The sequence below is a fragment of the Sphingobacterium sp. UT-1RO-CII-1 genome, assembly GCF_026711005.1.
Taxonomy (GTDB): Bacteria; Bacteroidota; Bacteroidia; order Sphingobacteriales; family Sphingobacteriaceae; genus Sphingobacterium.
In genome coordinates, this window is sequence record NZ_JAPPVJ010000002.1 from 141,497 (window position 1) to 164,228 (window position 22,732).

General features: G+C 37.3%; 22 protein-coding genes. 11 read left to right on the forward strand and 11 right to left on the reverse strand.

The features are described 5' to 3' along the window. Positions 1–118 precede the first annotated feature (118 nt). Positions 119–430, forward strand: a complete 312-nt coding sequence (locus ORI89_RS04485) for a hypothetical protein (protein ID WP_268229244.1) — start codon at positions 119–121, stop codon at positions 428–430. 846 nt (positions 431–1,276) lie between these two features. On the opposite strand, the gene ORI89_RS04490 is transcribed toward ORI89_RS04485, so the two are convergent. Beyond that, positions 1,277–1,657 carry a hypothetical protein gene (locus ORI89_RS04490; protein ID WP_268229245.1) on the reverse strand — a complete coding sequence of 127 codons (381 nt, stop codon included), beginning with the start codon at positions 1,655–1,657 and terminating at the stop codon, positions 1,277–1,279. Between the two features lie 290 nt (positions 1,658–1,947). Between ORI89_RS04490 and ORI89_RS04495 the strand changes: the two genes are divergently transcribed. Further along, complete coding sequence (locus tag ORI89_RS04495) at positions 1,948–2,883, forward strand: hypothetical protein (protein ID WP_268229246.1); 936 nt, start codon at positions 1,948–1,950, stop codon at positions 2,881–2,883. Positions 2,884–3,110: 227 nt separating this feature from the next. Here the strand turns inward: ORI89_RS04495 and ORI89_RS04500 are convergent, their stop codons facing one another. Next, positions 3,111–4,112 (reverse strand): MBL fold metallo-hydrolase, encoded by a 1,002-nt coding sequence (locus ORI89_RS04500; RefSeq protein WP_268229247.1) that lies wholly within the window; start codon positions 4,110–4,112, stop codon positions 3,111–3,113. Between the two features lie 132 nt (positions 4,113–4,244). Here ORI89_RS04500 and ORI89_RS04505 point away from each other — a divergent pair, with 132 nt between their 5' ends. Both ORI89_RS04505 and ORI89_RS04510 read left to right on the forward strand, forming a co-directional pair. Beyond that, positions 4,245–4,550: a winged helix-turn-helix transcriptional regulator gene (locus ORI89_RS04505; RefSeq protein WP_268229248.1), complete on the forward strand. Its 306-nt coding sequence runs from the start codon at positions 4,245–4,247 to the stop codon at positions 4,548–4,550. A gap of 64 nt (positions 4,551–4,614) precedes the next feature. Next, positions 4,615–5,013, forward strand: coding sequence for a cytidine deaminase family protein (locus ORI89_RS04510; RefSeq protein WP_268229249.1), 399 nt, complete (start codon positions 4,615–4,617; stop codon positions 5,011–5,013). Between the two features lie 27 nt (positions 5,014–5,040). On the opposite strand, the gene ORI89_RS04515 is transcribed toward ORI89_RS04510, so the two are convergent. The 7 genes from ORI89_RS04515 to ORI89_RS04540 all read right to left on the reverse strand — a co-directional run bounded on the left by ORI89_RS04515 (position 5,041) and on the right by ORI89_RS04540 (position 7,330). Beyond that, a complete protein-coding gene (locus ORI89_RS04515; protein WP_268229250.1) occupies positions 5,041–5,220 on the reverse strand; it encodes a hypothetical protein in 180 nt (59 codons plus the stop codon). Between the two features lie 29 nt (positions 5,221–5,249). Next, positions 5,250–5,624 carry a type II toxin-antitoxin system VapC family toxin gene (locus ORI89_RS04520; protein WP_268229251.1) on the reverse strand — a complete coding sequence of 125 codons (375 nt, stop codon included), beginning with the start codon at positions 5,622–5,624 and terminating at the stop codon, positions 5,250–5,252. Between the two features lie 7 nt (positions 5,625–5,631). After that, positions 5,632–5,871, reverse strand: coding sequence for a hypothetical protein (locus tag ORI89_RS04525; protein ID WP_268229252.1), 240 nt, complete (start codon positions 5,869–5,871; stop codon positions 5,632–5,634). A 184-nt stretch (positions 5,872–6,055) separates the two neighbouring features. Beyond that, positions 6,056–6,241 (reverse strand): helix-turn-helix domain-containing protein, encoded by a 186-nt coding sequence (locus ORI89_RS19235; protein ID WP_442800868.1) that lies wholly within the window; start codon positions 6,239–6,241, stop codon positions 6,056–6,058. A gap of 20 nt (positions 6,242–6,261) precedes the next feature. Continuing rightward, positions 6,262–6,516, reverse strand: coding sequence for a helix-turn-helix domain-containing protein (locus ORI89_RS04530; protein WP_268229253.1), 255 nt, complete (start codon positions 6,514–6,516; stop codon positions 6,262–6,264). A 92-nt stretch (positions 6,517–6,608) separates the two neighbouring features. Then, the gene (locus ORI89_RS04535) at positions 6,609–6,977 is read right to left on the reverse strand and encodes an XRE family transcriptional regulator (RefSeq protein WP_268229254.1); all 369 of its coding nucleotides are present in this window, start codon (positions 6,975–6,977) and stop codon (positions 6,609–6,611) included. 8 nt (positions 6,978–6,985) lie between these two features. Further along, positions 6,986–7,330, reverse strand: a complete 345-nt coding sequence (locus tag ORI89_RS04540) for an XRE family transcriptional regulator (RefSeq protein ID WP_268229256.1) — start codon at positions 7,328–7,330, stop codon at positions 6,986–6,988. Between the two features lie 734 nt (positions 7,331–8,064). On the opposite strand from ORI89_RS04540, the gene ORI89_RS04545 reads away from it, so the two are divergent. The 3 genes from ORI89_RS04545 to ORI89_RS04555 are packed head-to-tail and all read left to right on the forward strand — an operon-like array spanning position 8,065 to position 14,935. Next, positions 8,065–12,081 (forward strand): SusC/RagA family TonB-linked outer membrane protein, encoded by a 4,017-nt coding sequence (locus ORI89_RS04545; RefSeq protein ID WP_268229258.1) that lies wholly within the window; start codon positions 8,065–8,067, stop codon positions 12,079–12,081. Between the two features lie 11 nt (positions 12,082–12,092). Then, positions 12,093–13,445, forward strand: coding sequence for a RagB/SusD family nutrient uptake outer membrane protein (locus tag ORI89_RS04550; protein WP_268229259.1), 1,353 nt, complete (start codon positions 12,093–12,095; stop codon positions 13,443–13,445). After that, positions 13,442–14,935, forward strand: a complete 1,494-nt coding sequence (locus ORI89_RS04555; protein WP_268229261.1) for a TlpA family protein disulfide reductase — start codon at positions 13,442–13,444, stop codon at positions 14,933–14,935. The genes ORI89_RS04550 and ORI89_RS04555 overlap by 4 nt, the downstream gene beginning before the upstream one ends. A gap of 41 nt (positions 14,936–14,976) precedes the next feature. Here ORI89_RS04555 and ORI89_RS04560 read toward each other — a convergent pair whose 3' ends face one another. Both ORI89_RS04560 and ORI89_RS04565 read right to left on the reverse strand, forming a co-directional pair. Beyond that, positions 14,977–15,285 (reverse strand): hypothetical protein, encoded by a 309-nt coding sequence (locus ORI89_RS04560; RefSeq protein ID WP_268229262.1) that lies wholly within the window; start codon positions 15,283–15,285, stop codon positions 14,977–14,979. Positions 15,286–15,297: 12 nt separating this feature from the next. Continuing rightward, positions 15,298–15,774 carry a MauE/DoxX family redox-associated membrane protein gene (locus ORI89_RS04565; protein ID WP_268229263.1) on the reverse strand — a complete coding sequence of 159 codons (477 nt, stop codon included), beginning with the start codon at positions 15,772–15,774 and terminating at the stop codon, positions 15,298–15,300. Positions 15,775–16,818: 1,044 nt separating this feature from the next. On the opposite strand from ORI89_RS04565, the gene ORI89_RS04570 reads away from it, so the two are divergent. From ORI89_RS04570 to ORI89_RS04585, 4 genes are all read left to right on the forward strand, one after another. Next, entirely contained in the window at positions 16,819–17,025 is a 207-nt protein-coding gene (locus ORI89_RS04570) for a hypothetical protein (protein ID WP_268229264.1), read from the forward strand. A gap of 245 nt (positions 17,026–17,270) precedes the next feature. Beyond that, positions 17,271–17,846, forward strand: coding sequence for an RNA polymerase sigma factor (locus ORI89_RS04575; RefSeq protein WP_268229265.1), 576 nt, complete (start codon positions 17,271–17,273; stop codon positions 17,844–17,846). 32 nt (positions 17,847–17,878) lie between these two features. Next, positions 17,879–19,045, forward strand: a complete 1,167-nt coding sequence (locus ORI89_RS04580; protein WP_268229266.1) for a FecR family protein — start codon at positions 17,879–17,881, stop codon at positions 19,043–19,045. Between the two features lie 120 nt (positions 19,046–19,165). Then, positions 19,166–22,729, forward strand: a complete 3,564-nt coding sequence (locus ORI89_RS04585; protein WP_268229267.1) for a TonB-dependent receptor — start codon at positions 19,166–19,168, stop codon at positions 22,727–22,729. The last annotated feature ends 3 nt before the right edge of the window (positions 22,730–22,732 follow it).

Below are 22,732 nucleotides of genomic sequence, written 5' to 3' on the forward strand. Positions count from 1 at the left end.
ACTGGCTTGTCAGAAAGCACTTTCGGAAAATAAGATTGCTGAAGAGGAGCTTGCCGAGCAGCGGAGTACGATAGTGCGTGCGCTAATTGAGACCAATAAATATAGTAAAGATCGTATAATGAGTTTTTTAGTGTTTTTAAAAAGTTTTCTTTTTATACGAGATAAGGATTTAAATAGTAATTTTGATCAATACATTTATCAAGTGACAGGAGGCACAATACAAATGGGTGTAATAGAGACAATCAAAAGACAGGAAAGAGAAAAGGGCCTGCAAAAAGGTCTGCAGACCGGACTAGAAAAAGGTAAAGCTGATGGTAAAAGAGAAGAAGCTATCGCTATCGCGTTAGAATTTAAGAAAATGGGCTTGCCCATAGCGGATATCGCTAAAGGTACGGGCTTATCTGTAGAAGAAATCGAGAAGCTCTCATGAAAGCATAAGCAAAACATAAAAATAGCCATTCAGCTTGCTGAATGGCTATTTTTATGTTTTTATTTTTTACCGAACGATCCATCTACTTCTACGACAAACCAATATTTCCCCGATAGCTTTTTCTTGTATGGTTCTTTTCTAGTAAGATTTTTAGTTGCAGTTCTTTTAGTCATACTGTGGTCTAATGTAGAGTTAGGGTTTAGCTCTTAGCAGTATCGCCGAGACAACTGTAGCTATGGTTATGGATGTTCGGGTTTAAATTGCTAAGAAGTAGTCCAATATAGGTAATAGTTTCTAGACGACTTTAAAAGTATGCTTACCGATCGATTTGAAATGACATCATTGCTTATTTATACATATTACCTGGTAAGCTGTTGTATTATAGTTGCATAAGGCTTATCTTTAAATATTCATAATTCAGTTTCCGCCACCCGGCGGTATTATAATTAGCAAATTATAGCCCTTGCGTCCGCAGGGGCTATATATGGTATGAAAGTCATTCGATTAAAGCTAAACTTAAGAAGGAAGTCAACTGTCATCTAGATCTATCTTCCGATCGCTTTCCTGCACTCTATCTCAATCTTGAAATTATTTTTATACTTCTGGTTTAGAGAACGATTTGCAAACAGTAGTAGTTCGTCATTTTCTTTCTCTTTATAATGATTTAACTATTAATGATTTTTGTCAGGTTTTAAATTACCAGTTTTGTTCAATCGAATAGTACTGTGTTGATTTATAGCATTATTTGCTCTTGCTTTGGCAATATTGATACTTAATGAATTTGCCAAAACAGATATTTTTTCTTTTATAATAATTAATGTATACTCAGCAGTTGTAATATCTAGATTAAGATGTCATTAAAATTTTTAGATCATAATCAATTGCGTCAAAACGTTCATCATAATTCGATGTGATGTTGTCCACATGTTGTTTTATGGCTATACCGTTATGAAGTGTTATAGAAGTAACTATTCTAATTGTACCAAAATTTTCTAAATAATGTAGCACTTCTATTGTAACATCACTTTCTTTTTTAAGAGAAGTGGAAATTGGCATTCCAAATTTTTCAATTATTTCTTTTTTGGTCATACCTACAGATTTAGCTTCTAGGAACCTGCTCTCAATTACTTGGTTTGGATCTGAATTTCTTGCCATGTATGATGGAAAGCATGAAGAAAAAAATAAAAACATCAAAAAAAAAGGTGATAAACTTAAATAATTTTTCATGATTAGTAATTTTATTAAGGATAAAATGTTAATTGTCAGTGCTGTTTACATATGTAAGCTACAATAAATGTTCCGCAAAGAGAAAACATATTAGTTAATCCAAGAGATGTATTCGCTCTATTTTGGAATAGATTTAATTTATATGTCGGATTATATCATTAAAGTTGAAAGGTCTGGAATCATTATTATCTAAAATGTATTGTGTAAATATATAATTTATCTAGCTTTTAGCTACTTAAGGTAATTGACTTCTTTTTTTACTATCTTTATTTAATTAAATAAGCTTAATTATGAGTGAGTTAACCAAAAGAAGTGTGCCGTTTAGGAAAAGCGATGAGCTTCTCAAAGCTATTTTTGAAGAGAACTTTCCCGACTTTCTCCGCTTTATGTATCCTGAAGCAGATACTATGTTTGATTTCGAAAAAGGGCTTACCTTTATGGACAAAGAGCTGCTTGAGATCATGCCTGATCGAGAACGTAAAAAGGGGAGGCGTATCGCTGATCTTTTAGTGAAAGTGTATCTGAAAGACGGAAGCCAGAAGTGGATCTTAGCGCATACCGAGATCGAAAGAGGCAATGATGATGGTTTTCCATACCGCATGTTTCAGTACCATTACCGCCTGTTGGATCGGTATCGTGTACCGGTGGAGACCATTGCTGTATTTACAGGCGGACATACGCAAGGCCGGCCTGGCGAATATGGTTATTTTGTATTCGGTACTTCGCTGACGTTCCGTTATCTTACCTACCAGATCTTTGACCATCAGGAAGATGAGCTTCTTGTTATGGATAATATTTTTGCGTATATTGTACTGGCTTATCAGAAAGCGCTTTCGGAAAATAAGATTGCTGAAGAGGAGCTTGCCGAGCAGCGGAGTACGATAGCGCGTGCGCTAATTGAGACCAATAAGTATAGTAAAGATCGTATAATGAGTTTTTTAGTGTTTTTAAAAAGTTTTCTTTTTATACGAGATAAGGATTTAAATAGTAATTTTGATCAATACATTTATCAAGTGACAGGAGGCACAATACAAATGGGTGTAATAGAAACAATCAAAAGACAGGAAAGAGAAAAAGGCCTACAGACCGGACTGGAAAAAGGTAAAGCTGATGGCGAAAGTAAAAAAGCTATCGCTATCGCGTTAGAATTTAAGAAAATGGGTTTGCCCATAGCGGATATCGCTAAAGGTACGGGCTTATCTGTAGAAGAGATAGAAAAGCTCTAGCGATAGCATAAGCAAAAAATATACATAGCCATTCAGCTTGCTGAATGGCTATTTTTATGTTTTTATTTTTCAGTACATTTTCCCATACTTCAATACACCAACAACAGGATCTTTCTCTAGCAACTGTTGGTCAGCACGCCATAATAATTTGAGTTACTTCTGGTAGAGTTTGACGAGATGAATGTCTAGTATATAGTATGGAACTTTGATTGGCAATTTCACTAAAATTAATTTATCACTATATTTATAGGATCCGAATAAGGGAGAATCATCCATTGGTATTCTGTACCGCTTCTATCTATAAACCCTAGACCTGGCCATGGTAAGTGACTAGTCATGAAAAGAGTCCCCTTTTCCACGCCCTCAGCTATTATCTTTTTTCTCGTCTTCACTGCCTTTTCAAAATCTCCGTCCCACAGTGTACCCCATTCCGGATTTGAAACTAAAAATGGTGTATGTATTACATCTACTATATGCTTCAATGATTTTTCATTATCATATATCGTAAATACAGTTTGCCCCGGAGAATGTCCCTCTGCTAACTCAGGTATTAAACAACCAAAAAGATGTTGTCCATATTCAAAGAACTGCAAACGGTCGCTGATTTTAGCGAGTGTTCTTTGGGCAAATAATATACCCGAATTGATGTTGGAAATATTATCCTTAGAATTAGGAAATATCGGATTGTCCGACATCCAAAAATCGTATTCTTTCTGAGCAATGTGATATCGTGCGCTCGGAAATATAAAACCATCTTTTTCATCTAGAATGCCGCCAATATGGTCTATATGGGCGTGCGTGATGACGATATCAGTAATATCTTCGGGCTCGATGCCAATTGTCTGCAAAGAGGTAGAAAGTTGGCCACCATTTTTACCCATATGATAACCACTGCCAGAGTCTATCAGAATAAGTTTATTGTTCTTTTTAATCAACATGATATTCGAACTCACTTCCAGTCTATCTTTAGGAAGGTGTAGTTTTTCTAGCTTAGAAATTAATTGCTGTTCCGCTATAAATGGGGCAAAAATTGGCTGGATGGACGGCAAAGATATAACACCATCGGATAGTATGTATGTTTCCAAGTTGCCGATAAGCAATTTTAACCCCGAACGCGGGCGGTCAGTTGTTCCGGAACTATTAGCCGGTTTAAAACTAAAAAGTAAAACCGACAGTGATAAGCCGATCAGGGCGAATAATGGTAATAAAGATAATCGAGATCTGTTCATAATTTTCATACTATATTTTTTATAGTTGCAAAACTATGTATAGTGTACTATATTTGCAATAACGGTCAAGATAGATAGTAACAGATGTATTGTATAGATGATAAAGATTTTCCTTGTAGCACCAGTTTGACTATGAGGTATATAGGAGGTAAGTGGAAAGCTGTAATTCTTCTGCATTTGATTGAAAAGAAACGTTATAGTGAACTGAGAAGAGAGTGTCCTGCTATTACCGAACGTACATTAAGCCTTCAGTTGAAAGAATTAGAGCAAGATGGTTTGATCATTAGGACTGTGCATACCCATAAGGCTCCTCTAAAAGTCGATTACGAGCTTACAGAATTTGGAAAGACTTTAATACCCCTGTTGATGTCCATCGCAGATTGGGGGAAGGAAGCTGCTGCTAGCAATAATAGGATAAAAATGAAGGACACGATTTAAGTCTTGAAATAATTTTATAAAATAATTGAAAAGCCGTTTGGGAGATAAATAGTTACATTTACACATGGATTTTAGAGAATTAAAACAACAAGCATTGACCTATGCAAAGCACCGAGAATTAAATAAGTTTATTTCATTTGGTTCTGTTGCCGCTGCTATTTTAACATCAAAAGGTAATGTGTATGTAGGTGTTAGTATTGATACTGCTTGTTCAATGGGGTTCTGTGCTGAACATGCTGCAATAGCTGAGATGTTAAAGAATCAAGAAGTTAAAATTGAAAAACTAATCGCAGTTACTGAATCGGGTGATATTGTACCTCCTTGTGGGCGTTGTAGAGAGTTTATCACACAGTTGAGTCAAGATAACCACAATGCACTTGTGATGGTAGACAGCCACACTACTTTGACTATTTTAGATCTGTTGCCTTATGATTGGAAAGCCAAGGTTAGTAATACATGGTAAATGATATCATATAGGGAGCAAGCAAACCTATCTACCAACCTGATACAGCACCCAGTACTGACCTTCCTCAACAAACTCTTCTACAAACTCCATATTTAGTTTGTCAAAAACTCGTATAGAAGCCGTATTTTCCATGCGCGCTGCTCTTCCTACGATTTGTTTCATACCCAATCGAACAAAGCGATCTTCCATTACCGCTCTCACCATTTATTCCTTGGAGTTCGTTGAGACTTAAACTAAAACCAATTCACTACTCGTAATCCATCGACTTCATTGAAATGCTTGTCTCTTGTGACCAAGGTATAGTCATACTGTTTTGCGACAGCAGCTATCCAGATGTCATTTTCGGGAATCGGCTTTCCCTTTTCCAACAATTCGGCCTTGATCGCGCCGTAGGTGTCCGATGTCTCTGCATTGGCACCTATTACATTACACCGTTTCAGAAAACTATTTATTTCTGATTTGTGTTTTTTCAGGTTTGCTGAACGATAGGCACCTAGCAACAATTCTCCAAGTACGGCATAAGGAATGTCGACCATATCCCTATCCTCTAGGTGAGCTACTACAACGTTATTGCCCTTGAATAGTTCAATGACTATATTCGTGTCCAAAAGGATATTATTTCCAGTCATCTGGGTTGATGGTTTCGCAGGATTCTTCTATGATGCTCTCTATTTCGGCAGCTTCTTCCTTACTCCATATACCTGAAAACTCGCGGAAAGCAGATTTTGTCTTTGTTACTTTAGCATCTTCTTTTTTTTCTTTTTTCAAAAAGTTCTCAATAGCAGCTAAAGTAGATTCGCTATTTAACTTCAATATCTCTTCGATGATATGTAGTTTCCTTGCTTCTGATACCATATTGTACCTCACTTTCTTCGTTTATCCTCAAATTTACAAATTATTTTCCAAACTCCTCTCAAACGTTTTTTATCTCAGCTCTTTCGGTTACCTCTTTGGTTGAGAGGTGCTTATACAATTTATCACTCTGTATATTTCCTTTAAAAACTTAAAAGATCTGATAGAGTTAGTTGTAAATTGTCGGCTATTTTTTTAGGAGTGAAATGGATGAGTTTGATTCCGCCTTCACTATGCGTCTTAATTGGCGAGTGTCTATGCCGCATAATTCTGCAAAATCTTCTTTTGATTTGCCACTCTTAACTCTAATTGAATCCAGTCGTTGACCTAAAAGGATTAAGTAGCTTTGATCTCTATACTGTGTTTTAAACATATTTAAAAATAAAATAGGACTTATTTATCCTTGACTCTAGCCTCAAGCTGCTTGTACGTTTCTGCTTCTGAATCTTTCCAATCGCTCTTATTTAACAAGGTTCTGATGTCAACTCTTAATAATTTTGCGATTTCATGCAGTTCAGAAATGGTAGGTTGTCTTTTGTTATTTCTCCATTTTGAAATAACATCTTCACCTTTATTGAAGTGCTTAGCAAGAACTCGGTTTTGAACCTTGTGCTTTTTGAAAACCTCAGAAAGTCTATTTAACTCCATGATTTACTTTTAGTTTAATTTGTATTGGTTTTAAAATCATGCTTTGTGTGTTTAGGGTCAGTAATAAAATAGTAAACTGCCTCTGTGGAGACTTATCTTTCAGTTTTCGGTCTAATTTCCAATACGCTACTTTCAAGCTGTTTTGATTGAGAACCATCTTTATTGATTTTAGGAACCATCTCGTAAACAATTTCAATATCTTCGTACTTAGGCATATCATTCGGAATAAGATCTCGTATAGATTTTATTTTTAGAATTTTAGCAATTCTAAAAAGATGACTGAAATTGTATTTATCAGGATGAGCATAGCTTTCCACCTTACCGACGAAGCCCTTATCGACTCTAATATCGTTACTTAATTGCATCCTCGAAACACCTTTTTTCGTTCTAACTTCTTTCACCTTTTCAATGATTCGAAACTCTAGTTCTGTAATTTTCTTTTTTGAAACAAGTTTTTCCATAATATAAATCATGCTATATATTGCATGTTTTGTTTTTTATTTGTATCTTTGTTTTGAACTAATGGAACCATCTCGTAAACAATTTCAATATCTTCGTACTTAGGCATATCATTCGGAATAAGATCTCGTATAGATTTTATTTTTAGAATTTTAGCAATTCTAAAAAGATGACTGAAATTGTATTTATCAGGATGAGCATAGCTTTCCACCTTACCGACGAAGCCCTTATCGACTCTAATATCGTTACTTAATTGCATCCTCGAAACACCTTTTTTCGTTCTAACTTCTTTCACCTTTTCAATGATTCGAAACTCTAGTTCTGTAATTTTCTTTTTTGAAACAAGTTTTTCCATAATATAAATCATGCTATATATTGCATGTTTTGTTTTTTATTTGTATCTTTGTTTTGAACTAATGACATATTGGTTTGCAACTTGATTAAAACGAGTCTTGTTATCGAAAACGGCAAATTTTCAACGACGCAAGGCCATAGGATAGTTGCTACCTCATAATTTTGTATCTTTGCAATAATATGGGGTCGCTATCCTATCGGAACTTCGTCAAAGGCTCTTTGCCGTGCCTCGATAAAAGTGAAGATAGGGGGTACCCCATTAGTATTTATAGACTCGTTCATCATAAACTTTAAAAATTATGAGAACGAATTTTAAAACCAACAAAAGCCATCTATCACCGATATTCCATCGGTCGTCATGGTATTCCCAACATCTACTCTTAAAGAACGTTTGCTGTCCTCCGGACTAAGCTGTGCTAAAATAATACAGGTATAAAAGGGGAGGGGGCGTAAGCCGTTTCCACAGCTTGCGGTATTAAATAATACCCAATTGTCAGCTCAAAAGCCAAAAGGTGTTTGAACTGTCCTGATAGACCTGTTTACCGACTTTCCAACTAAAACATGGTATACCTTGTTTTTTGGTTAATAAAAATCGGTTGTATTTTATGTTAGCACTTAAAGATAGCTTGATTTTCTATTATTCCAAAATATATACCATTATCTGTGCTTTTTGCATGGGTAGGAAGGTCGGTTTTTTCCTAATTTTTTAAATAATGATTTAAAAACCGAATAATTATGATGCGATTTTTACGCAAAGGGGATTGTTATGCCCTAGAAAAACCTATAAGGAAAAGATATTACTTATCTCTAAATAGCTTTCAATGTTTATTGCTGTCTCTCAGCACAATTTATTATCAGTTTAGTTGTTATGTTCAGAAGTCCCGCGCCCGCGGGACAACTGGCAAAGGTGGGAGAGGCACGAACCAGGCAGGCATGAAGCTATCATGGAGCATGGTTAGTGTAATGTGTTTTAATACACTCCTTATACACTGTTACTACTTCACGCATACTTGGAGAATACTTAGGCCATACACTAAGACCGCTTCGGCTAGGGTAGCCGGGGTGTTCGGTCTGGCTTCGAGATTAGGTCGTACTTTGGTGCACATTTGTTCGACTGGTGTTCGACTGCTGTTCGAGTGTTGTTCGAGTGCTGTTCGAGTGCGAGTCGAAGCCCAGTCGAAGGCGAGTCGAAGAGCACCCGAAGGATTGTCGAACAAGTGTCGAAGCCGACTCGAAGCCCAGTCGAAGGACTGTCGAAGAGCACTCGAAGGATTGTCGAACAACTCCCGAAGCCGAGTCGAAGAACTGGCGAATAGACCACTACGTTTTACTTGCAAGGAGGGGAAGGTGGAGAATGATCTCTATATGAATCGATTGATTTTAAGGTGGTTTGAGTCGTTTTGTGAAGGGGTTAGGGGTAAGGTGGGGTCTATGTTAATTAAAAATAAAAGGAGCTCTCAAAACGGCTTAAATGAAGCGGATGGTTTCCTGCTTGATAAAGAAAGAGCTGACGATATTAAAAAGCCTATGACTTATGGCTTACAGCTTATAGCGATATTTTGTGTGTTGTTTAGTTCGCTTGTGTATACGCAGGCGTCCGCTCAGACGCAGACCGAGCTTGTACTTCGTGGAGAGGTGCGCTCGGCTGCTGATGGGCAGCCTATTGAAGGGGCTTCGATCATAGTGGATAAGAAGCATGCACGCACCGATAAGGAGGGAAAGTTTACAATCAACGTAAAAAAAACTACAGGCGTACTCACCATTAAACATATAGGCTATAACGAACAAAAGATTGCTTATGAAAATATCGCTACAGTATTGAAAATTAACCTAAAGATCAGCGAGAAGCAGATTGAAGAAGTCGAGGTCGTGTCTACAGGATACCAGAAGATACCCAAGGAACGGGCTACGGGATCATTTTCTACACCGGATAAGAAGATGTTAGAAAGCCGTATCCAGACAAATCTGCTTGATAAGTTAGAAGGTATTACAAGTGGATTAGTATTTAATGCACCTGGTACTCGAATAAGTGGGAACAATGAAATTATAAATATTAGGGGATTAAGTACAATTTATGCAAATACACAGCCTTTAATTGTAGTGGATAATTTTCCTTTTGAAGGAGACATCAATGCGCTTAATCCGAATGATGTGGAAAATGTAACCATATTGAAAGATGCCGCCGCCGCATCGATATGGGGCGTAAGAGCAGGGAACGGGGTAATAGTTATTACAACTAAAAAGCAGGGAATGAGCGTAAAACCTGTTGTATCCCTGCATTCAAATGTGACAATGTTTGAGAAACCTGATATATATTATTCACCAGACTTTATGAGTAGCGAGGGTTATTTGGATATGGAAGATTTTCTCTATAATAACGATTATTACGAGAAAACACTTCTTAATGCATCAGCTCCTGTTGTCTCTCCCTATGTCGCTGGCCGTTATCAGTTTGAAACCAATAATCTTTCTGCAGATGGTCTTGCTGACATGATCGATCGGTTTCAAAAAATAGACGTTAGAAAAGAACTTTTAGATCATTTTTATCAGAACGAATTGCGACAGCAGCATTACCTATCTGTCAAAGGAGGAACTGAGCGACATAGCTATTACATGTCATTAGGTTATGATGGACAAAAATCTGAAAAGGTGAAAAATAGTACCGATAGAATTACATTTTCATTTAATAATAGATTCAAATTTGGAAATAACTTAAATGTGGAAACTCATGTCTCTCTGGCAAATTCAGGCAAACAGAACAATCATGCTTTGGATAATACACTTTCTGCCTTTAAGGGAACAATATATCCCTATGCCTCCATACGTGAAGGGGAAAGTATAGTTAATGGACTTTCACCATTATATGTAGAAAATATAGTAGATCGAGGATTTCAAAATTGGAAGTTTTATCCGTTAGAGGAGTTAAACAATAATCTTCAGACAAGAATGGAAAACAGTACACTACTTCGTATTAATCCGGAAATTGCTTACAGATTTTCCGAAAACCTGAATCTGAAAGTGCAGTACCAATATCTTGGAAACTTTAGCCAGACAGAAGATCTAGCAAGAGCAGAGAGTTTTTATTCACGTAATCAGATTAATAGATTTTCTGTTTTGGGAGCCGACGATATGGTAACTGGTTATAATATGCCATTAGGAGCGCAAAAAACGGATAGTTATTCAACAAGCAAGTCTCATCAAGGCCGAATGCAATTAAATTATAATTTGAGCTTTGGTAAGTCTTCTATTAATGCTTTGGCAGGTATGGAGATTCGTGGTCAGTCCATGAGAACGAAAGGGTTTCGTTTTTATGGCTATAATGAGGAAACAGGAGTGTCCAGTGCTGTTAATCATCAGAAAATGTTCAATACTGTACCGACAGGTAACTCTACTATAACCTCTGGCTTGAGTTCAGGTGCTCGCTGGGATAGATTCAGGTCGTATTATATTAATACAGGATATAGCTACAATCAGCGATATATTTTTTCATCTAGTGCACGAATCGATCAATCAAACTTCTTTGGTGTAAAATCCAATCAGAAATCTGTGCCATTATGGTCTGTGGGGGCTAAGTGGATCATTTCAGATGAACCGTTTTGGAAATGGCAGAATCAACTAACACTATTTAATGCACGATTAACGTATGGATGGAACGGGAATCTAGATCGGTCTTCAACAGCCGTCACAACTTTTTTATATGCGCAGGCAACAGATATGCTAACAAACTTGCCCTATTCGTGGGTTTCAAACTATGGAAATATAGGTTTACGATGGGAAAAAGTGGCTATGCTCAACGCTGGTATCGATATGGAGTTTTCAAGAAAAAGATTCAGTATTAGCTTAGATTATTTCCAAAAATCGGAAAAAGATCTGATGGGAGATGAATATTTACCTCCTTCCTCGGGATTGACAGATGTTAGAGGGAATTATGCTGCGATGAAAGGGCATGGAATAGATATCGATTTAAAAGCTTTATTGATAAATAGAAAGCTGAAGTGGAGTACAAGCTATCTTTTAAGTTGGGCTACAGATAGAGTTACGGAATATAGTGCCGAAACACAGCCCTCTTCTGTTGCAGGAGCAGGCTTGCAGCCTTCCCCTGTAATCGGAAAACCTGTATATAGTATTTTTAGTTTAAGATGGCACGGATTAGATCCATTGAATGGAGACCCTGTAGGTGTTGATAGTGAAGGAAAAGCCAGTAAAGCATATTCGGCTTTGGTTCAGCCTTCATCTTTTAATGAGCTATCCTTTGCTGGGGCAGCAAGACCCATTTGGACTGGAGGTTGGCGTAATACATTTTCATATCAACGCTTTGATTTATCCTTTAATATACTATTTAAAATGGGATATTTTGTTCGTAGGAGCAGTATCGACTATGGCCTTTTATTTTCATCTGCACGTATGCATGAAGACTTTGAAAAAAGGTGGCAGGTACCAGGTGACGAGGTTAAGACTCAGATCCCTTCAATGGTCTATCCAGATAATAGCAGTCGAAACAATTTCTACACTCGATCAGAAGTATTGGTAGAGAGTGGTAGTCACATAAGACTACAAGATATTAATCTGAGTTATAACCTCTCAGATAGTAAGAATAAAAACAACATTTTGAATAATGTTCGATTAAATGTTTACGCAGCTAACTTGGGAATAATCTGGAGAAAAAGTAAGCAAGACTTTGATCCTGATTTTCCGAGAAATGGTGCTCCAAGGACAAAAAGTATAGCCTTTGGAATTTCATTTGAACTATAAATGACTGACTTATGAGAATAGTATTGTACTGTATGATAGCTACTGTAATATATAGTTTGCAGGCTTGTAGCAAAGATTGGTTAAAACAAAAGCCAGATATGGCTTTGACTGTGCCAACAACTCTTGAAGATTATCAATTATTATTGAATAATCGGAATACCTTCGGGACCAACCTGCCCGGTATGAGTGAAATAGCGAATGACGATTACTACTTGACCGATGCCTTATGGAATTCGTTGACAACACCAGTAGAACGTAATAACTACATTTGGGTATCCGATATTTTTGAAGGAACGCAGAGTGCGGATTGGAATAATGCATACAAACAGATATTTGAGGCAAATATCGTTTTGGATGGTATTGAAGAGTTATCAGTTGCAGAAAAAGGACGAAAGGAAATGTTCGATAATTTGAAAGGACAAGCGTTATTTTATCGTGCAGTATGTTATTGGATGTTGGCTGATTTGTTCTGTATCCCCTATAATCAAAATAATAAACAGGAATTAGGGTTGCCATTGAATCTAAACAGCGAAGTTGGAAAAAAAACACCGCGATCTACATTGGAGGAAACTTATGAGCAGATACTCATTGATCTTAAAGAGTCAGTTGGCCTATTACCTGAAAGACAGCCATATTTAACACGCCCATCAGCATTGGCAGCACGTGCTATGTTGGCGCGGATTAACTTAAGTATGGGAGAATACGCCGAGGCAGGACGATGGGCCAATGAAATAAGTAATATAGCCGTCAACATCTTAAAGTTTGGAGAACTAGATGCTTCCGAACCATATCCTATTCCTGCTCTTAACCAAGAAATTCTGTGGCAGGCAGAATACGCAATGTATTTTAATCATACGTATATCGTTGGACTTGTTGATACGGTATTGTACAACTCATATTATGAAAATGATTTGCGGCGTAATCTTTATTTTGATGAGAATACACTTGGTGTACAGTTTAGAGGTAATTACAGTGGGACAAGGTTTAGTCCATTTTGTGGTCCTACTTACGGAGAGCTTCTTTTGATATTGGCAGAGTGTGAAATTAGAAATGGAGATATAGATAAAGGATGGAAGCATTTGAATGATCTATTGACTTGTCGGTATCAAGGAGATTGGAATCAACAAAAGTTTTTTGAAGCTCCTTTGGCTTTTGTATTGGAGGAGCGAAGGAAAGAATTAGTTTACCGTGGTCTGAGATGGAGCGATTTAAGACGCCTAAATCAAGAGCCTGATTTTGAAAGGACCATGGTCAGGTACATAAATGGTAAAAGGTATTCCATTGAGCCCAGATCTTTATTATATGTACTCCCTATTCCAGATAACGAAATAGAATTAAATAATTTAGAGCAGAATAACAGATGAATTATTATAAATATATTGTCTTGGTAATCTATTTGCTTTCAGAGATGCAATGTATAGGATTTACTCAGAATGAAGCTAAGATTATCGTATCAACAGACCTTAATGAAAAGGAAAAAACAATGACCGTAGAGTTTTGGGATGAATTGCTCTGTATCTATACGCTTGCTGTATCACCAAATACGAAAACTTTGAATATAAAATCTGATAGTGGAAAGTACGAGTTCAATATTCCTGTTAATGAGACGACATATTTCCGCTTTGGGTGGCAAAAAGATGAAAATGGAGTGTTAATCTCATCTCATATCCCCAGTGTGTGGAAAGCTTCAACAGGAGATGAGGTCGCAATTTATATTGATTCAGCTCAAAATTTCACTTTTACTGGAGAAGGAAGTAAAAAGTACGAGGCGTGGCACGAAATTATGTTGGTAGATAGGAAAAGTCAATCTGGGTGGTGGGCGTTGCGAGCTAAGGAATTTAATAGAAAGATATTCTCTGAAGCTTTTATGATGTATGAGGATAAGTTTTTTTATGTAAATACAAAAAAAAAGGAGGTCTTAAGTCTTTTTAAGGCAGAGCTTAGTGAAACTGATTATCAATTTCTGGAATTGGAAATTATGGCAAAAGATTATTTTGACCTATTTCAAGATCTTATTGGATCAATAGTGAATCGTCCCCAGTCATATTTTATTGATAAACCAGATAGCAATTTGAAAGATAGTGTTTTAATGGAGATCTTCCATAAGAGAGAGAGAGATCTTGAATTCTCAGATAAGCAAAAATGGTCCTCTTTGTATTATTCGTTATATGCCGTTTCAAGATTTAGAGGAATAGCGAAACTGAATGATCAGGCTATTCCAGATATGGTACCTACTGTTTATAAAGGAAAGTTGATGCAAAAAATACTCTCAAACTATTATCTACTCTACGGGGATCTGTTAAGTACTGAAGAAATAGACGAAGCAAGGTTAGAAGTAAAGCATCTGATTACTGTTCCAAACTATCTTTCAGAGTTATCGAATTCTATATTGAAAGATAAAGAAGAAAAAGCTTATCTACATATAAAGCTGATAGATCAGAATGATGAAGAATTTACGCTTGCAGATTTTAAAGGAAAGATTGTATTTATTGATTTTTGGTTTACAGGTTGCGGTGGATGTTCGGGTTACTATCGAACTGTTTTAAAGCCTGTTGAGCAACAGGTTGATAAAGATCAAGTTGTGTTTGTTAGTGTAAGTGCCGATTCAGATCGGGATAGATGGAAAGCTAGTGTGAAAAGCGGGCGATATACTTCGGAGCATGGGATTAATGTTCAATCTCAGGATGGGATTCATTCACCTATTATTAAAGCTTTTGGAGTAGTTAGTTATCCACAGCCTGTTTTGTTAGACAGAGATGGAAATATATTTAGTACATCATCGAAAGACCTAAAAATGGATGGAGTTGAAGGATTATTGAAGAATATAGAGAAGGCCTTGAATGTTTCGAATTAAAAAGTATGACCAGAGAAAAACTCTCTGGTCACATTTTTGGTTTACTGCAATCTAGATCCCTTTTTTAAGGATGCTGGTTGTAGTGTACCCGTAGGGTTGTCTCCAATATTTGGAGTGGAACTTTCGCTCCAATCTGCACTGCAATTGTTTTGTGGATTATTGGCTATACACTGATTTGTTGGATGATATTCATAATCCAATGGATCAATTGAGTTAGAGTCTCCAGAAACCCTTACAAATGTAAAGGTCTCTGTAGTTTTTTCTCCAAACGATTGCATAAGGACTGCTCCGCCAAGCACTGCTACTCCCAACAGGGCTGACATTACTGAATTTTTGATTTTTGTCTTCATAATAATACAATTTTAATTGACATTCAATTTTTTGATGGCATAAACCCCTGCGCCCAACCACGCTATATTAAAGATAAGGTGCAGGGTCCAGCTCATCGATTCGATTACGCCGCCGCAGTGGCATAGCCTGTCGGGCACGAACTTTATCATTAAAGCCATATACAAGGTGAAGATGCCCATCAGGATCACCGATGCCCATAGGGCCGGAAGCCTTAACTTCAGGAAAGGAAAAACTAAAAGTATAGCCAGTACGATCTCTGCGATCGGTACGCCCCAGCCTATAAGCGGGGCATATTGTCCTATAAAGGGGATAGATTCATTTCCTTTGATAAAGCTTTTTATGTTCTTCAGCTTGTCATATCCTGTATACATATAGAGCAAAGCATAGCCGTAGATACTCACTATAGGTAGCCAGCGCAGTATACGCTGATAGGCTGCACGAAGGAAGCGGGATGTTTTGCCGAGGTATATGTTATCGTAGATATGCATGTGTATATAGTTTTAATTTTATTTGTGTAGCTATAGCCCTTGCGGTTGTAATGCTCTTTTACTGTTCATTTCCGTTTTTTAAGCGGAATGGCTGCTGTGCCTCTGCCTGGCAGAAATTCCATTTACGAATGGGGCGGCAGCAGTCTTTTTAATATTTTATCCTGCGCTACCAGGGGAATACTGAAAACTTATACCAACGCCATAACGCCGGATTGGTGCATAGACTTTTCAAACCATGCCCCGCAGACATAGCCTTGCCAATGCCCCGTGTTGGGAAGCCGGCATGTAGCCTAAAGCGGGCAAGCCGATGTATCCTTTCAGCAGGCAGATATGTTTTGTTACTATGCTCCATGTTATACCTTCATTTTACGCACTGTTTTTTCATACTACTAAGTTAGTTACAGATCAGCGGCTTAGACTATCAATTTTGATAGAAATAACTATCAAAATTGATAATTTTGCCCCGTGCCACCATGAGAATACTGAAAACTTACTCCGTATCTTTTTAAAGATCGACTGGTAGCAGTGGCTTTGCATCATCGCATCTAGAGCCGCCATTTGTTTTTATTTAGTTTCTTAATGCTGATACTAAGTTCGGGCATTTAAGGCGAGTTGGAGTTGTAATTTTCCTATTTAAAAGTTGTAATATTCCCATTTAAAACTTGTAAAATTTATAGTTTACTGAATACAATTATCTATAAGAGGTCTCTGTTGTTTATGCGGATAATAGGGTGAGAATTAATAATCTCTTAGTTATTCTTTCTAAGAAGTGTGTATGTTTTTTGCGTCTGACAAGCGACTATAAATATTTTAAAGAGGGTCATTTTCCCTTAGTGGAAGAGAGCGGCCGACGTGGCCATTTACAACTTCCGCTTAGGCTTGTTCGCAAAGTCCTGAGGGAAGATGCTTATCCACTTGTACTTCTTGAACAATCTTCAGCACTGTGTCGACTTTCCTCGAGGGGCGTTGATAAACTCCTGTGGGTAGTAGCTTTCGGCGATGGACCTCGCTGACTTTCCTTCCTACTTGTAGCTATCGGGCCCGGTGGTCGTTACCACCGCTGTGACTTGCCGGACTTTCCTTGATACTTGCTGGCCTTTCCGCTCAGACTCTGCGGCTTTCTTAGTGGCGGCTGCTTATCATCGCTATGCGGAAATGCAGGGTTTATCTGTTTCTGGAGGTTCGGATGGGGTAGCACAAAATACTAAAGGCAAGAAAGCTTCGTTTGCAGTTATCCAGACAGCATCATAAAACTTAATAAAACCATAATACATGATTAAGGTTTTCTACATAATGAAAATATACTTTTAACACCACAAAAGTGAAAGTCACTTTGTGACATTAAAGAAAAAGTAATATATTGTCAGAGAGTAAGATTATAAACTAAAACCTGCAATAAAGAAAATATAATTTAATGTGTTTTTTAACTTCTTTTTTATGTTTCAAAACAAACTATTTATCTGATTTTTTTTAATAATTTAAACTTAAGGTCTCTTATGCATTTCTTAACTGCTGATGATTTTAAAAAATTTCAATGTGGAAATCAAAAGGTGTTTAATGAGGTATTTAAACATTATTACCCTATTATTCTACGGTATCTGGTTTTCCATTGCAGCAATAAAGAAGATGCAGAAGAGTTAGCGCAGGAAGCATTTATTATATTATACAACAATAGAAAGAAAGTGACTTGTCCTACCAAACTGTATCCTTATCTTTTCGTCATAGCCAAGAGGCTATCGATTTCTCATTTTAGAACGACGCACCGTAGAATACAGTCTTTAGAAGACACTAGGGCAGACGAAAGTATGGATTGTTCGTTTTCGGCAGTAGAAGATTATATTGATTATAAAGAGCTATCTGCTATTTACCAGCAGATTATTAGCACCTTACCCGAACAACAACGAATAGCATACTCGCTATTCAATGAAGAGGATTTAAGCCAGAAAAAAATAGCAGAAAAGATGGACTTATCTCCCAATACCGTAAGAAACCACATTTCATTAGCAACACGTACGATACGTTTTAAATTGGGGAAATATTATTTTTTACTTCTCATTGGTATATTCATGTAGTTATAGCGTTTATATAATTAAACGATATAAAAGTGGATAAACAAGAACTGCAAAAACTCTTACTAGCGCATAGGGAAAATCGTCTTACCGAAGATGAGGCAGATCGATTGTTTTCTTTTATCGAGACCCAAAAGGGTGCCTCCTTGCTTGAACACATATGGGATGAAAACTTTACAATTGAAAATAATGAAGCTTTAAACACCGATTTAACCGCTCCATTAAACTCCTTTAATCGTAAAATAAAACGTGCCAAAAACAGGCAATATATAAAACAATCATTCGCAGCTGCCGCAGTTTTGATTGTCGTGTTGGGCGTATCGTTTTTCATGATTAATAATAGAGATGCTACAAATGAACATAGAAGCGCAGCATGCATCATTAAGCCAGGAGAGGATAAAGCAATTATTACCCTAGAAGACGGACAGGAAATTGACTTAAATGCCCACCGCGGAGATACAATTTATGCCAATACTGATTTTAATATCTACGTCGGGGATGATGGCAGGGTTGAATATCTATTTAATAAAGAAAATAAAAATATTTTATCAAGACGGCTCAATAAAATTAAAACGCCTAAGGGAGGGGCCTATCAACTAGCGCTGCCCGATGGAAGTAAAGTATGGCTAAACTCCGATTCAGAATTGATATATCCTATTCAATTTGATGCAGAGTCGCGCGAGGTTTCTTTAAAAGGGGAGGCTTTTTTCGAAATTGCACATGCCTACCATAACAATAAAAAGGCTTCCTTTCTTGTAAATACAGGCGATCAGCAAATTACGGTACTGGGCACAAGTTTTAATGTAAATACTTATAAAGATAATTTTTCGACAACATTAGTCACCGGAGAGGTAATGCTGAAAGATAATTCAAGCAATGAAAAAATATTACTCTACCCTAATCAATTAGCAACATTTGATAAATCTATTGGCAAGTTTAGAGTAGAAAAAGTAGATCCATATTATAGTATGGCTTGGAAGCAAGGAAAATTTGCCTTTGAAGGAGCATCCATCTATGAGGTGATGGATCAGATAAGTAGGTGGTATGATATTGAAGTGGAGTATGATGAGCCGTTTACTGACGTGTTTTTTAGTGGATCCATGTCTAAAACTATGGCTATTAAAGAACTTTTGCAGATTATTGAATGGACAGAAGCTATAAAATTTGAAATAAAGGAAAGGAGGGTTATAGTAAAACGTTAATTATTGAAATAAAGCAAACTGCAAAGAAAAACAGGAGTGTTGGCGCACCCCTGTAAAGCAAGGTCAATGCAGTAGTAAATCTGAACAACTAACTATTTTATTAACACAAGCAATTTACAAATGTATACAAAAAAATACGATTTAGAAGCAGGTGCGTTTTTGTTCCTGTTTAAAAAAATACCGTTGAAAATGAAGCTTTCCATCATTTTGACTTTTTTAGTATCGTTACAGGGTTTTGCCTTGACATTTGGTCAAAAGGTCACTATAAAGCAGAAAAATATGTTGATCTCTGATTTGATTAGAGATTTACAGAAAAATACTGATTACAATATATTTTACGATCAGTCTTTGTTTAAGAAAAATCAAAGAACAGATGTGTTTATTTCTGAAGCAGCCGTGTCGGAGGTGCTGGAGACCGTATTAAAGCCTTTATCTATAGGTTATAAAATACATAACAACAATGTCGTTTTAATAAAACTTGATAATAATGTTGCTGCCCTTACTCCAAAAACAGTGGTAAATACAAGCAGTCAACAGCTTAGTATTAGCGGAAAAGTTATGGACAATAACAATCAGCCGCTCAGTAATGTAACAGTATTAGACCCATCCACGGATAAGGGGACTATAACCGACGAGAGTGGTAATTATAGGCTTAATGTCAGTAAGATTCCTCTAAGATTAAGGTTTAGTCTGGTCGGTTATGTTACCTTAGAACAACTTATAAATAATGCGACAGGGACTTCTACAATTTTAGAATCTGCTATAGAACAGGTTGATGAAGTGATTGTAGTGGGCTATGGCACACAAAAGAAAGTTAACCTCACCGGTGCGGTTGATCAGGTTACATCGGAGGTTTTTGAAAACAGACCCATTACGAATATTGCACAGGGCTTAGTAGGGGCTGTACCTAATTTGAATATTCAACTTTTTGATGGTAAACCCACGCAATCTCCAAATTTTAATATCAGAGGAACGACTTCTATTGGCCAAGGCGGTAGTGCACTGATTTTAATAGATGGGGTAGAGGGCGACCCTAAAATGCTTAACCCGAATGATGTGGAAAGTATTTCTGTTTTGAAAGATGCCGCTTCGGCGTCAATTTATGGTGCGCGTGCAGCATTTGGGGTCGTACTGATTACCACAAAATCTGCTAAAGAGGGAAGAACATCAATTTCATATACAAGCAACCTTTCTTTTAAGTCTCCCACTGCTGTACCAGATAATATTACAGAGTCTTACCCTTGGGCACAAGCATTTAATGACGCTTGGTCCAACTGGAATGACAGCGGGACTACACCTACTGCGATCAATAAAACTTTGCCTTTTTCACCAGCATATTTAGCAGAAATAAAGCGCCGGTGGGAAGATCCTACTTTACCACGGGTTGAAGTTAACCCATCTACGGGTGAATACATGTATTACTACAGTACAGATTGGTATAGAGAACTCTATAAAAGCAATTTTGCCTCCCACGATCATAATTTAGCATTGTCTGGCGGAAATGATAAAGCTGTTTTTTATATCAGTGGTAGATTTAACGGACAGGATGGTCTTTTTAGGTATAACAGCGACAAGTACAGTATGTATAACCTGAGAGCTAAAGGTGCAATAAAATTGACAAACTGGCTCGAAGTAGATAATAATACGGAGTATTCTAGAATGAGTTACTTCCAGCCACTGAATGTGGGCGAAGGCAGTGGTATATGGCGTAATATGGCCGATGAAGGACACCCCTTGGCACCGTTACTGAACCCCGACGGAACTTTATCTTTTTCTTCTGCTTATACAGTGGGTGATCATTATATCGGCCGCAATGGAGTTGATAGTGATCAGCGTTTCTTAAAAAACAGAACAGGTGCCGTAGCGAGTTTTTTAGATAAATCATTGAATTTTAGAGCCGATTTCACCTTTCAGACGACGGATATCTCTTCCCAGCAAAATAGAGTACAAGTGCCCTACAGTAGGTATGAAGGCGTGATAGGTTATACGGGTACTAATACGAATGATTTGGAAGAGCGAAGAAGAAATACAGATTATATAGCTACAAATATCTATGCAGATTATAAGACGTCTATTAATGAAGATCATAACCTATCATTATTGCTAGGCTATAACTATGAGCAGTCGAAATATAAAAACTTAACTGCACGGAGGAATGGAATTGTTTACCCGGATGCCGGAGATATAAATTTAGCATTGGGGCAAAGTATTGTGACGACCGGGGGGTATAAAAAGTGGGCTATAGCTGGTGGGTTTTATCGGGTAAATTATGATTATAAAGAACGTTATTTGTTAGAAGTAAATGGCAGATACGACGGTTCTTCTAAGTTTCCGTCAGACCAACAGTGGGCATTTTTCCCTTCTGCATCAATGGGCTGGAGACTATCGGAAGAAAGTTTCTGGAAGGTAGATCCTAAGCATGTCTCGAATGTAAAAATTAGAGCTTCTTACGGAATGCTTGGGAATGGAAACATAGATCCATACACTTTTATGGAAAACTTTGCTATTTCTCAATCAGGCAGGATTATAAATGGTACCAGACCTCAAAAGACTGGACAGCCCAATGTAGTGCCATCAGGCTTAACCTGGGAAAAGTCTACAACCAAAAATATTGGTCTTGAATTTGGCTTACTGAATAACCGTTTGCAATTTGTGGGCGACTATTATATTCGGACAACAACGGATATGTTTACTGTGGGGCCAACACTTCCTGCTATTTTTGGTACAGATGTTCCGAAAGGCAACTATGCGGATATGGACACGAAAGGCTGGGAGTTTACTGCAACTTGGAGAGATAAGTTCCAGCTTAAAGAAAAGCCATTTAATTACGATGTGAAAATCGTACTATCTGATTATACATCTGAAGTAACTAAATATAATAACATAGACAAGCTATTAACGGATTACTACGTTGGCCAAAAAATAGGCGAAATATGGGGGTATCAGGTAGAAGGTCTTTTCAGGTCGGAAGACGAAATCAGAAACTCTCCCAATCAGTCGAATATTCCGAATACAAACACCCGAAAAAATTACCCTGGAGATTTAAAGTTTAAAAATCTAGATGGTGATGATGAAATTTACCACGGATTAAATCAGGCAGGTAATTCGGGAGATAAATCTATTATTGGTAATTCGACAAGTAGATATTCGTTCGGGATTAATTTAGGAGGGGATTGGAATGGAATTTTTGCTTCCGCATTCTTTCAAGGAGTATTAAAACAAGATTGGTACCCAGCACCCGAATCACGTTTTTGGGGACAATACAATAGGCCGTACAATGCTTATCCAAGCTGGCACGAAAACAATATGTTTAGAGAAGAGCTCGGTAATTATGATGCCTATTTACCTCGCTTGGTGGGGTATATAGCTCAAGGATCCGGTCGGGTATTAAATGTTCCCAACGATCGTTATTTGCAGAATGCATCATACATTCGTTTAAGGAATATTCAGCTAGGCTATAGTTTACCTAGTTCAATAGCCTCTAAAATTAGTGCTTCTGCGCTTAAAGTATATGTGTCGGGGGAAAATCTTTGGACTTGGTCGCCTATGTACAAATGGACAAAAGATACCGATGTAACAAATATCTATGGATCAGATCGTGACTTGGGCGGTGGCGGCAGTGGGGATGGCTATAATTACCCAATGCTAAAAGCACTTTCTTTTGGAATTATTGTAGGCTTTTAAAAT